8 protein-coding genes are annotated in these 12,226 nt (G+C 71.3%); 5 read left to right on the top strand and 3 right to left on the bottom strand.

Annotated elements, in window-relative coordinates; translation table 11 throughout:
• Complete coding sequence (locus tag GL259_RS23580; RefSeq protein ID WP_159535321.1) at positions 1 to 414, bottom strand: ATP-binding protein; 414 nt, start codon at positions 412 to 414, stop codon at positions 1 to 3.
• Between the two features lie 202 nt (positions 415 to 616).
• On the opposite strand from GL259_RS23580, the gene GL259_RS23575 reads away from it, so the two are divergent.
• Positions 617 to 1,453 (top strand): helix-turn-helix transcriptional regulator, encoded by an 837-nt coding sequence (locus tag GL259_RS23575; RefSeq protein WP_159535320.1) that lies wholly within the window; start codon positions 617 to 619, stop codon positions 1,451 to 1,453.
• A gap of 8 nt (positions 1,454 to 1,461) precedes the next feature.
• Entirely contained in the window at positions 1,462 to 1,671 is a 210-nt protein-coding gene (locus GL259_RS23570; protein ID WP_159538904.1) for a DUF397 domain-containing protein, read from the top strand.
• On the opposite strand, the gene glmS is transcribed toward GL259_RS23570, so the two are convergent.
• Both glmS and GL259_RS23560 read right to left on the bottom strand, forming a co-directional pair.
• Positions 1,632 to 3,479: a glutamine--fructose-6-phosphate transaminase (isomerizing) gene (glmS, locus tag GL259_RS23565; protein WP_159535319.1), complete on the bottom strand. Its 1,848-nt coding sequence runs from the start codon at positions 3,477 to 3,479 to the stop codon at positions 1,632 to 1,634. The two genes, GL259_RS23570 and glmS, sit on opposite strands and share 40 nt — an antisense overlap.
• A 195-nt stretch (positions 3,480 to 3,674) precedes the next feature.
• On the bottom strand, positions 3,675 to 4,466 hold the full coding sequence (locus GL259_RS23560; RefSeq protein WP_159535318.1) for a hypothetical protein: 792 nt from the start codon (positions 4,464 to 4,466) through the stop codon (positions 3,675 to 3,677).
• 218 nt (positions 4,467 to 4,684) lie between these two features.
• Here GL259_RS23560 and coaA point away from each other — a divergent pair, with 218 nt between their 5' ends.
• The 3 genes from coaA to GL259_RS23545 all read left to right on the top strand — a co-directional run bounded on the left by coaA (position 4,685) and on the right by GL259_RS23545 (position 12,215).
• Positions 4,685 to 5,653: a type I pantothenate kinase gene (coaA, locus tag GL259_RS23555; RefSeq protein WP_166461661.1), complete on the top strand. Its 969-nt coding sequence runs from the start codon at positions 4,685 to 4,687 to the stop codon at positions 5,651 to 5,653.
• A gap of 192 nt (positions 5,654 to 5,845) precedes the next feature.
• Positions 5,846 to 6,793, top strand: coding sequence for a DUF389 domain-containing protein (locus GL259_RS23550; RefSeq protein ID WP_159535316.1), 948 nt, complete (start codon positions 5,846 to 5,848; stop codon positions 6,791 to 6,793).
• 574 nt (positions 6,794 to 7,367) lie between these two features.
• Positions 7,368 to 12,215: a ricin-type beta-trefoil lectin domain protein gene (locus tag GL259_RS23545; RefSeq protein WP_243762597.1), complete on the top strand. Its 4,848-nt coding sequence runs from the start codon at positions 7,368 to 7,370 to the stop codon at positions 12,213 to 12,215.
• The last annotated feature ends 11 nt before the right edge of the window (positions 12,216 to 12,226 follow it).

Raw genomic sequence — 12,226 nt, 5'->3', positions numbered from 1 at the left:
CTACGCCGCGTCCAGCTCGCACCACACGTACTTCCCCCGGCTGCCCTCCCGGGACAGCGGTTGCCACCCCCACAGGTCGGAGCACGCCCGCACCAGCGCCAGCCCGCGCCCCTCCTCCAGACCCAGCTCCGCGGCCCGGTCGAAGGGCAGCGGCGGTTCGGGCGGCCGGGGATCGGCGTCCCACGCCCCGATCCGCAGCACCCCGGCGGCCCGGCCCACCCGCAGGGCCGCGGGCCCCTTGGTGTGCAGGACGGCGTTGGCGACGAGCTCGGCGGCGAGCAGTTCGGCGACGTCCACGAGCCGGATCAGCCCGTGCACCGTGAGGATGAGCCGCAGGGTGCGGCGACTGACGGTGACGGCGCGGGGGTCGTTCGGGATGGAGAGGGAGTACTCCCAGGACTCGTTTTCGGGCATGCGTGAACTCCGTTCGAATAAAGGGGAGTTGCGGCTCGCGAGCGGTGTCGTTGCCGCAGCCGTCATGACGGGGCGGTGCGCTTCCGCTGCGCTCACGTAACATCACTGAAAGTAGACCTTTGTTTTATGACCAGGCAAGCCGATCCCGTAATCTGAACCTGAAAGAGTCGTCCTCACAAGCGCGTTGAACCAAGGGGCACCGATGGGAACCAGGCGCGAGCCAACGGCGCGACAGAGACGACTGGCGGTCGAACTCCGCAGACTCCGCGAGGCGGCGGGCCTCAGCGCCCGCGAGGCAGCAGCACTGCTCGGTGTGAACTCCGTGCAGATCAGCCAGATCGAGTCCGGCATCGCGGGAGTGAGCGAAGAACGCCTGCGTCGGCTGGCCTCCCACTACGCGTGCACGGACGAGGAGTTCATCGACGCGTTGGTGGCGATGGCCACCGACCGAACGCACGGCTGGTGGGAGGAGTACCGGTGGCGGCTGCCCGCGTCGTTCCTCGACCTCGCCGAACTGGACCACTACGCCACGTTCCGCAACGAGGTGGCGGTCCTCTACGTACCGGGCCTGCTGCAGACCGAGGACTACGCTCGGGCCGTCTTCTCCGCCAGGGTGCCCGAACTGACCGCCGAAGAGCTGGAACTGCGCGTGCGGCACCGGATGGCACGCCAGCAGATCAGCTTCCCGTACAAGCTGGTGGTGCACGAAGCGGCCCTGCGCATCCGGGTCGGTGACCGCGCGACGTCCCGCGCTCAGCTCGGCGCACTCCTGGAGGCGTCCGAGGCGGACCACATCACCGTGCGCGTCATTCCCTTCGACCTGGACGGTTTCGGCCTGGCCGCAGGCACCATGACATACGTGGGCGGTCCCGTTCCCAGACTGGACACGGTCGTGCGCGACGCACCCCACGGTTCGGCCTTCATCGACGCCGAGGCACAGCTCGGCGCCTATCGAATGCGTTTCCGTAAAATCGAAGCCGCGTCACTGGAACCGGAACGGTCGCGTGACTTCATCCACCGTCTGACCAAAGAGCTGTGAGGCACCCGATGGACAACTGGCGCAAGTCGTCCTACTCAGGCCCCGATGACGGTAACGACTGTGTCGAGATCGCGGACACTCCCACACATGTCGGCGTCCGCGACTCGAAGGCCCCGGCCAGGGCGACCCTCACCTTCCCGGCCGGAGCCTTCACCGCCTTCCTCGACGCCCTGAAGACCTACTCCACCGTCACCGACTTCGCGAGGTTGCGCGGCTGATCGACCTCGTTCCCCCGGGCGGTGGCCAGCTCGCAGGCGAACACCTGCAACGGCACCGTCGCCACCAGCGGCTGCAGCAGCGTGGGCGTGACCGGGATGCGGATCAGGTGGTCGGCGTACGGGACGACCGCCTCGTCGCCCTCCTCCGCGATGACGATCGTCCGGGCACCGCGCGCCCGGATCTCCTGGATGTTGGAGACGATCTTGTCGTGGAGGACGGACCGCCCCCGGGGCGAGGGGACGACCACGACGACCGGCACGTCGTCCTCGATCAGGGCGATCGGCCCGTGCTTCAGCTCACCGGCCGCGAAGCCCTCCGCGTGCATGTAGGCGAGCTCCTTCAGCTTCAGGGCCCCCTCCAACGCCACCGGGTAGCCCACGTGCCGTCCCAGGAACAGCACCGTGTTCTTGTCCGCGAGGGAACGGGCCAGCTCCCGCACCGGCTCCATCGTCTCCAGGACCCGCTCCACCGCACCGGAGACCGACGACAGGTCCCGCACCACCGCGCGGATCTCGTCCCCCCACTTGGTGCCCCGCACCTGCCCCAGGTACAGCGCGACCAGGTAGCAGGCGATGAGCTGGGTCAGGAACGCCTTGGTCGAGGCGACCGCGACCTCCGGGCCGGCGTGCGTGTACAGCACCGCGTCCGACTCGCGCGGGATCGTCGAGCCGTTGGTGTTGCAGATCGCGAGGACCTTGGCGCCCTGCTCGCGGGCGTGCCGCAGGGCCATCAGCGTGTCCATGGTCTCGCCGGACTGGGAGACGGCGATGACGAGGGTCTGCTGGTCGAGGATCGGGTCCCGGTAGCGGAACTCGCTCGCCAGCTCCACCTCGCACGGGATCCGCGTCCAGTGCTCGATGGCGTACTTGGCGATCAGACCGGCGTGGAAGGCCGTGCCGCAGGCGATGATGACGACCTTGTCGACCTCGCGCAGGACGCCCGCCGGGATCCGCACCTCGTCCAGCGTCAGCGAACCCGCCCCGTCGATGCGCCCGAGCAGGGTGTCGGCGACCGCCTTCGGCTGCTCGGCGATCTCCTTGAGCATGAAGTAGTCGTAGCCGCCCTTCTCCGCGGCGGAGGCGTCCCAGTCGACGTGGTAGGAGCGGACGTCGGCCGGGCTGCCGTCGAAGCCGGTGACCGTCACCGTGTCCCGGCGCAGCTCGACCACCTGGTCCTGCCCCAGCTCGATCGCGGACCGCGTGTGCGCGATGAACGCGGCGACGTCCGAGGCGAGGAAGGCCTCGCCCTCCCCCACGCCCACCACGAGCGGTGAGTTGCGCCGTGCCCCGACGACGACGTCCGGCGCGTCGGCGTGCACGGCGACGAGCGTGAACGCGCCCTCCAGGCGCCGGCACACCAGCCGCATCGCCTCGGCGAGGTCGGCGCAGGAGGAGAACTCCTCGGCGAGCAGGTGGGCGACGACCTCGGTGTCCGTCTCGGAGACGAGGTCGTGCCCGCGCTCGGCCAACTCGGCGCGCAGGGCGGCGAAGTTCTCGATGATGCCGTTGTGGACGACGGCGACCCGGCCCGCGTTGTCGAGGTGCGGGTGGGCGTTGGCGTCCGTCGGGCCGCCGTGGGTGGCCCAGCGGGTGTGGCCGATGCCGGTCGTCCCGGTCGGCAGGGGCCGCTCGGCCAGCTCCTTGTCCAGGTTGACGAGTTTCCCGGCCCGCTTCGCCGTGGCCAGGCCGCCGTCCGCCAGCACGGCGACGCCCGCCGAGTCGTATCCCCGGTACTCCAGGCGCTTCAGGCCCGCCGTCACGACGTCCAGCGCCGACTGCGTGCCCACGTATCCCACGATTCCGCACATGCCCGGCAGCCTACGGTCCGTCAGCCGCCGAAAAGAGCCTCCGCCTGCCCGAAATCGGAAATTCCCACCCCCGTACGAACCCGTTCCGCAGCCACCCGGACCTCACGGACCGGCGGGGACCGGCGGGAACGACGAGGCCCGCACCCCTCCGCGAGGGGTGCGGGCCTCAGGCGTTCCGGCGCCGGCCGGCCCGGATCAGCCGAGCTTGGCGAGCTGGGCGTCGGCGACCTTCACCGGGAAGTCGAAGTCCTTTCCGGTGGCGGCGGAGGCGACGTTGAGGGCGGCGAAGGTGACGACGGTGGCACCCTTGCGGGCGACGACCACCTTCATGGGCGCCTCGATGCCCTCGTCCGCGGCCAGGGTCGCCGTGATCGCGAGCGCCTCGTCGGCGCCGCCGGGCTCCTGGGTCTTCTCGACCTTCAGGATCTGGAGCTTCTCGCCGGCGGCGGTGAACGTGAAGCCTCCGGCGCACTTGCCGACGGCGGCGTCCACGTCCTTGACGGCCTGCTCGGCGCCGCCGTCCTCGTAGGAGGCGAGCGCGATCAGGACCTTCTCCGTGTCGAGACCGGCGAGCAGGGCCTCCTCGGGGTCGGCGTCCCCGGCCGGCTTCTTCGGCTCGCCCGTCCAGGACCGCTTCACCGTCGCGGCCGGCGAGCCGACGGGCACGGCCGACAGCGTGTACGCGAGCGGCTGGCAGGCCTCGTCCTCGGCCTTGACCTTGTCCGCGGCGAGGTCGTCCGTGGCGGGCAGCTTCGTCGCCACCTTGCCCTCCTCGACGTCCGCCTGCACCAGCGCGGCCTTCTCCAGTTCGGCGGCGGTCAGCGCCTTGGCCGCCGGAGCGGCGGAGGCGGAGGCGGTCGAGTCGGCCTTGCCCTTGCCCTCGTCGCCCTTGCCCTCGTCGCCGGAGCCGCCACAGGCGGTGGCGAGCAGGGCGAGCGCGGCGGCGGAGGCGGCGAGCACGGTACGGCGGACGGCAGTGGGCTTCACTTGGGCTCTTTCTTCAGTTCTGCGGAGGATTCCGCAACGCTATGCGCGCACTTTATGCACATCCGACACGCAGGTGATCATCGAATGATCACCCGGTATGCGACCGTGACACCCGCGTGATCTCCCCCTTCCCCCGGCGGAACGGTGCGTGACCCACCCCACCCTCCATTCCGTTCAAACTCCGTTAACAATGGACTGTGATCTCTCCGGTCTCCTCGATGCCCCGGAGCGCCCACCGGCAGCGGCCGGAGGCGACTCCCTACGTCGACCTCACCCGTGCCGAGTGGAGCGCGCTGCGCGACAAGACGCCGCTGCCGCTCACGGCCGACGAGGTGGAGCGGCTGCGCGGCCTCGGTGACGTCATCGACCTCGACGAGGTCCGGGACATCTACCTCCCGCTGTCCCGGCTGCTCAACCTCTACGTCGGCGCCACCGACGGCCTGAGGGGCGCGCTGAACACCTTCCTCGGCGAGCAGGGCTCCCAGTCCGGCACCCCCTTCGTCATAGGGGTCGCCGGTTCCGTCGCCGTCGGCAAGTCCACGGTCGCCCGGCTGCTCCAGGCCCTGCTGTCCCGCTGGCCGGAGCACCCGCGCGTGGAGCTGGTCACGACGGACGGCTTCCTGCTCCCGACCAGGGAGCTCCAGGAGCGCGGCCTGATGTCGCGGAAAGGTTTCCCCGAGTCGTACGACCGCCGCGCGCTCACCCGTTTCGTCGCCGACATCAAGGCCGGCAAGAGCGAGGTCAGCGCCCCCGTCTACTCCCACCTCATCTACGACATCGTCCCCGGCGAGAAGCTCACCGTGCGCCGCCCGGACATCCTGATCGTCGAGGGGCTCAACGTCCTCCAGCCCGCCCTGCCCGGCAAGGACGGCCGCACCCGCGTCGGACTCGCCGACTACTTCGACTTCAGCGTGTACGTCGACGCCCGCACCGAGGACATCGAGCACTGGTACCTCAACCGCTTCAAGCGGCTGCGCGAGACCGCCTTCCAGGACCCGTCCTCGTACTTCCTCAGGTACACCCAGGTCTCCGAGGAGGAGGCCCTCGACTACGCCCGCACGATGTGGCGCACCATCAACAAGCCCAACCTGGTGGAGAACATCGCCCCCACCCGGGGCCGGGCCACCCTCGTCCTGCGCAAGGGCCCGGACCACAAGGTGCAGCGCCTCAGCCTGCGCAAACTGTGATCCGGCCGCCGGTTCCGGCTCCTGCCCCGGGACGCCTCCCGCCCGGGCTCACGCGCCCCGGACGGAAGTGACCGCGGGTCTCCCGGCGATCCCAGGTCTCCCGGTGACCGCGGGGTCTCCCGGTGATCACGGACCGGCGGCTTCCGGGAAGTGCCCGCACTCCCCCGCGCCCCCGGCGGCTACGCTGCCGCCATGCTGCACCTGCGCCTGATCACGCCCGCCGAGAAGACCGACGACGTGGTCCGCCTGATCGAGGGGACGATCGGCACCACGCACCTGTGCGTGCTGCCGGGCGCCGCCCGCAACCCCGCCGGGGACGTCGTGCTGTGCGACGTGGCCCGGGAGGCGGGCGACGACCTGCTCAGCGGGTTGCAGCGGCTGGGCCTCGACACGTCCGGCTCCATCGCCGTGGAGAACATCGACCTGTCGCTGTCCCGGCGGGCCGACGAGGCGGAGAAGGAGGCGCCGGGCGAGAGCGCGGACGCGGTGCTGTGGGAGCACCTGACCGACGCCACCCACGAGGAGTCGACGCTGTCGGTCACCTACCTGGCGTTCCTCACGCTCGCCACGATGATCGCGGCCTGCGGTGTGGTGCTGGACAACGCGATCCTCATCGTGGGCGCGATGGCGGTGGGTCCGGAGTTCGGTCCGCTGGCCGGCATCTCCACCGCGACCGTGCAGCGGCAGCCCCGCCTCGCGCTGCGCTCGACGACCGCCCTGCTCGTCGGCTTCGCGGTGGCGATGGCGGTGACGGTGGGCTTCAGCTTCTTCATGGACGCGGTCGGGCTGTTCAGCCAGGAGCAGCTGGACGCCGACCGCCCGCAGACCGGGTTCGTCTACGCCCCCGACTGGTTCTCCTTCGTGGTGGCGGTGCTGGCGGGCGCGGCCGGCACCCTCTCGCTGACGTCCGCCAAGTCCGGCGCCCTGGTCGGCGTCGCCATCTCGGTGACGACGGTCCCGGCCGCCGCGAACGCCGCCGTGGCGCTGAGCTACGGCGACACCGTCCAGACCTGGGGCTCCACCGAGCAGCTCCTGCTCAACCTGCTCGGCATCGTCCTCGCGGGCACCCTCACGCTGCTGGCCCAGAAGAGCCTCTGGGGCAGGCAGCACGAGCGCCTGCGCAAGCGCGCCGGGGCCTGATCGGGCACCGGGCGGGCGCACGTTCCCCGCCATCGGTTACCGGCCAATTTCGGTCGGCTTCCGACCACTTCCGCCACCACTTGAACACCGGAACTCCACAAGCGCCCCTTGCCCTGTGAAGGAACGGTGAACCAGGGCGACTACCGATCGGTAGCAAGGTTCGCGCCAACCGCCCCTCGCGGAGGAATCCGGCACGCCTTCCCCGGTCCCCGGACTTGTGCCTAGGGTTGCGCCGCGCCTCGCCGGAGCTGACCACTCCGTCCTCGCGCACATCCATCAGCGACCGGGGGAACAGCGCCGTCACGGGGAGGGGCGCGTCGCATGCCGCAGCACCCGCCATCCGTGCATTGCGCACCACACACCTTTCGCCGTTCCTGACGCCGCAGGAGACGGGCGCCTTCACGGCCCTCCGCGCTCACCGGCGGATTCCCGGTCATCCCTCTCATCCTGAAAAGGGGATGCACCCTTGCGTTCCAGATCACCCGTCCTCCCGGCGCCGAGATCGGGAAGACACAAGAAACTCACCCGCGTCGCCCTCCTGCTGAGCACGGTTGCCGTCCTGGCCACCACCGCCGTGCCGCCCGCGCTCGCGGGAGTCCCCGCCGGTGCCGACGGCGCGCGGTCCAGCGACAGGCCGGACGACTGGTACGAGACCACGGCGGACGAGCAGCTGCGCTTCGACCAGTGCCTGATGGCCGACGCCCTGCGCCTGGGCGGGCCGGGCATGTACACCTTCGCGCAGGACGCCCTCAACCAGACGCCGGAGAAACTGCGCGAACTGGCGACCCTGGACGGCGCGTTCGACGGCCCGCTGCGCCAGGCGCACGAGAAGGACGAGGCCGACTGGGACGCCACCTGGGAGCGTCTGCACGCGCGCAGGGCCGCGTGGGAGAAGCCGCTCGACGGTCTGGAGACCCCCGGGGGGTTCACCGTCACCGGGTTCCACTGGGTGCCCGGCGTCCACGAGGGCGACGACTTCTACGACCAGACCGGCCTCGGCAAGTGGGCCGGCGGACCCGACTGGAACGAGGAGTTCAACTTCTACGACCCGACCCCTGAGGTCGACGAAAAGACCCTCAAGGCCGTCACCGACCTCGGCACTCCGCTCTACGGGGGCAAGGCCGACCCGTCCCTGCCCACCGACGAGTGGCAACGGCAGTACTACGAGAGGCAGGCGTTCGAGCGGCTGGCGGAGGGCTCCTCCCGCGTGAGCGCGGACGACGCCCGCATCTTCCTGGCCTCCGGCGGCTTCCCCCGCACCGCTCCCCAGCCGGGCACGGTGGAGTACCGGGTCGCGGTCGAGGACATGAAGACGCGCTTCGCGTCCTGCGCGTGGCAGGACCCGATCGACCCGAACAAGGCCCTGCGCCAGGTGGAGGACGTCGCCGCGCAGGAGTGGCAGCAGGAGATCGCCTCCCAGGCGGCCCCGCGCAACCAGATCCTCGACGCCAACCGCACGGCCACGACGGCCCTGGCCAAGGCGTCCGAGTCGATGGCCGACCTGCTCGGCCAGTCCTGGGGCGCCGACCGCCTCGCCCGCTGGCAGGACTACTGGTCCGCCGGCGGGGTGGGCTGGATCGGCGACAGCCACGTGACGATCGAGGTGCCGGGCGCCAAGGGCAGCTGCCTCGACGTCGCCGGCGGCGGCAAGACCAACGGCACGGCCGTCCAGATCTACCCCTGCAACGGCGGCGCGGCCCAGCAGTGGACGCTCGAGGGCAGCGAGGACGACCTCCACCTCCGCAACGTCAACTCGCAGAAGTGCCTGGACGTGGCCGGGAACGCGTCGGCGAACGGCACGAAGATCCAGATCTCGGACTGCTACAAGTCCAAGGGGCAGTCGTGGAAGGGCGACGTCCGTGCCACCGCGCCCCTGAAGAGCGTGACCACCGGCAAGTGCCTGGACCTGAGCGCGTTCACCAAGAGCACGGACGCGCGGCTGTGGGACTGCAAGGACGCCGCTTCGCAGAAGTTCCTGATCAAGCCGTCCGGCCACCAGGGCACCGACAGCCTGTCGTACCCGGACAAGGCGCAGTTCGACAAGGCGAAGAAGGGCGTCACCGACGCCCAGGCGCAGGCCAAGAAGCAGCTCACCGCCGTCAGGGCCCAGCTCGAGGCGGCCAAGAAGGCCGCCGCCTCGTCGGACACCGCCACCCAGGCCGCCTACACCATCGCCGACGCCAACGGGGCGCCGCGTGGTCGCGGTCTGCTGGTCGGCCAGCAGAAGGCACAGGTCACCAAGGGTGCCGTGGCCGCGCTGACGGCACTGGTGAAGGCCGCGGAGACGGCCGAGGCCGCCACCCGCGCCTCCGCCGGGGACAGCGAGACCATCGCCCAGCGTGCGCTGGCGCAGGCCGCGCAGTCCAAGGCGGAGTTCCGCAAGGAGGCCGCCCACGTCGCCGAACTGCAGGCGAAGGCCGCGGCGGACGCGGCCAAGGTGCACCGGGACAACGCCAAGAAGGACAAGGAGACCGCGGAGGCCAAGCTCACCGAGGCCCTGAAGGCCGAGGGCGAGGCCAAGAAGGCCGCCGCCGAGGCCCACGCCAAGCGCCTGGCCGCCGAGGCCGAGGAGAAGACGGCCGAGGCGGAGAAGAAGAAGGCCGCCGCCAAGCAGGCCGAGGCGGCCGAGCACCGCAGGACCGCCGAATCCGAGTCGACGAAGGCCAAGGACGCCAAGGACAGGGCGGAAGCGGCCGAGGGCACGGCGTCCGACAAGAGGGACGCCGCGGTCAAGGCCCGGGACAAGGCCCGCGACCTGCGCGACGACGCCTGGGACGCCGAGCAGAAGGCCGACGCCGCGCGCGCCAAGGCCGACGCGAAGGAGGCCTACGCCCAGGCCCACGAGTCCGACAGCAACGCCCAGGAGGCCAGGGCGGCGGCCGACGCCGCGGACGAGCACGCCGACGACGCCGAGGCCGCCGCCGGGCGGGCCCGCACCGCGGCCGACGCGGCGACGAAGGCGGCCGCCGACGCGGACGCCGCCGCGACCCGCGCCGAGGCCGCCGCCAAGCGGGCCCGCGCGCACGCGGACGACGCCCAGGCGGCGAAGCTGAAGGCCGACGCCGCGGTGAGGACCGCGACCAGCGCCGCGGCGGACGCCATCCAGGCGTCGAAGCACGCCGCGTCCGAGGCGAAGGCGGCCGTCGCACTGGCCGACGAGGCGGAGAAGGAGGCCAGGACCGCCAAGACCCACGCGGACGAGGCGAGCAAGGAGGCCGCCAAGGCCGTGGCCGCCTCGGCGAAGGCCGCCGGGTTCGCCCACGTCACCGCCCAGGCGGCCGTGGACGCCGGCAACTCCGCCGCGCAGGTCGCCAAGCCCGCCAACGACGCGATCCAGCTCGGCTCCCCCTACGTCGACACCGACTCGGCCGCCGGCCTCGTCGTGCTGACCGGGCAGGCGTCGAAGTCGATCGCCGAGCAGCAGAAGGCCGTCGCCGACGCCCACGCCAAGAACGCGCAGGCCGAGGCCTCCGCCGCCAAGAACCTCGCCGACCAGGCACAGGGCGACGCGAAGCAGGCCTACGTCCACGCCGCGAACGCCGCCGGCCACGCCGCCGACGCCCGCGGCTACGCCAAGGAGGCCCTCGGCTACGCCGCCGACGCCGCCCTCGCCGCGTCGAAGGCCACCGCCTCACTGGCCCGCACGGTCGAGTACGACCGGCAGGCCACCGAGGACGCGGAGGCCGCGGACAAGGCGGCGGGCCGCGCCGAGAGCCACGCCACGGACGCCCGCGACTCCGCCGACGAGGCCGCCCTCGACGCGGCGGCCGCCCGCACGGCCGCCTCGGAGGCCGAGGAGGCCGCCAGGGACGCCCGGGCGGCGGCCGACCGCGCGGACGCCGCCGCCACCGAGGCGGAGGAGGCCGCGAAGGACGCCCAGAAGTACGCGGAGGAGGCCCAGGAGGCCGCGGAGTCCGCCGAACGCAAGGAGGCCAACCAGCAGGTCGCGTCGGGCGCCGGCACGGGCATCGGCGGCACCTTCTACGTCGTCGACGAGGACAGCGTCGAGGTCACCGACGCCCAGCAGAAGAACGACTGCGTCATCGAGATCGGTTTCGAGGGCTGCACCGTCACGTTCGCGGTCACGTTCGACGCCACGGTCGACTTCTTCCTGTGCACGAACCCCGACGTGCCGGCGACGTCCTCCGGCTGCCCGGCGCAGGACACGGTCCTGATCAAGACCGAGCGCTTCACCGGGCTGAAGAAGGACGTCACCCACTACTTCAGCAAGCTCGACCTGATCAAGCAGACCGTCGTCTACCAGATCCTCAAGGCGGTCCTGGTCCAGGACTTCGTCGACTGCTGGCACGGCAGCGCCAGCGGCTGCGCCTGGGCCGCGAGCAACTTCATCCCGGGCAAGGCCTTCGCCAAGGTCGCCGAGGCCGTCCACGCCCTGGACGCCGCGATGAGGACCGGGATCGGGGTCGCCGACGCGCTCAAGGCCCTGCGGGCCCTGGACCTGGACCCGGCGTCACTGGCCAAGATCGAGGCCGGCGTGAACGCCTACGAGGACGTCATCACGACGTGCAGGGTCAACAGCTTCCCCGGTGACACCCCGGTGCTGATGGCCGACGGCACCCGCAGGGCGATCCGCGACGTGCGGGAGGGCGACCTGGTCATGGCCGCCGCGCCCGGCACCGGACGGCTCCGGGCCGAGCCCGTCACCGACACGTTCCGGCACGACACCGAACGGCTGGTGACCATCGGCCTGGCCGGCGGCAGCAGCCTGGACACCACGGCCGGACACAAGATCCGCACCAGCGAACGCGGCTGGGTCCTCGCCGCCGAACTGCGCCCGGGTGACCGGCTGCTCAGCCCGGACGGGACGCTCCGCGCCGTGACCGACGTGCACGACCGGCCGGGTCTCGCGCCGCGTCAGGTGTACGACCTGACCGTCGACGACCTGCACACGTTCTACGTGCGCACCGAGGGGGCCGGGGCGGCGGACGTGATGGTCCACAACTGCCTGAACCTGGGGGACGAGGACCTCAGGGCCCTGCAGCACTACGAGATCCACACGCTGGAGAAGCACGTGCGGCCGAACGCGGCCGAGGCCTTCCGGATCGCCAGGGAGAGCGGCACGCCCAACACGGTCTGGACGAGCCAGGAGATCGCTCAGCAGGCCGTGGACCGGGTGGTGGGCGACTACTTCAGCAAGCGGACCCCGAGCGGCCAGAAGGTCTTCGACCAGGACAAGTGGAAGAAGTTCCAGGACTGGGCGGCGAAGGCCAGGGACGGTGAGCAGTACCGGCCGATCACGGGGACGTGGGATGCCTACCCCTCCCTGGGCAAGCGGTACCACCCGGACGGGAGGACGATCGAGGACGTCGGCAACGAGGTCGTGGTCATCCTGATGAAGGTCAAGGGTCACAACGGACAGGGCCGGTACGGGTTCGTCGTCAAGACGGCTTACCCGAAGTAGGACACGCCCCG

It is taken from the genome of Streptomyces sp. Tu 3180, from assembly GCF_009852415.1.
GTDB lineage: Bacteria > Actinomycetota > Actinomycetes > Streptomycetales > Streptomycetaceae > Streptomyces.
This window is presented reverse-complemented; position numbering and strand designations above follow the sequence as displayed.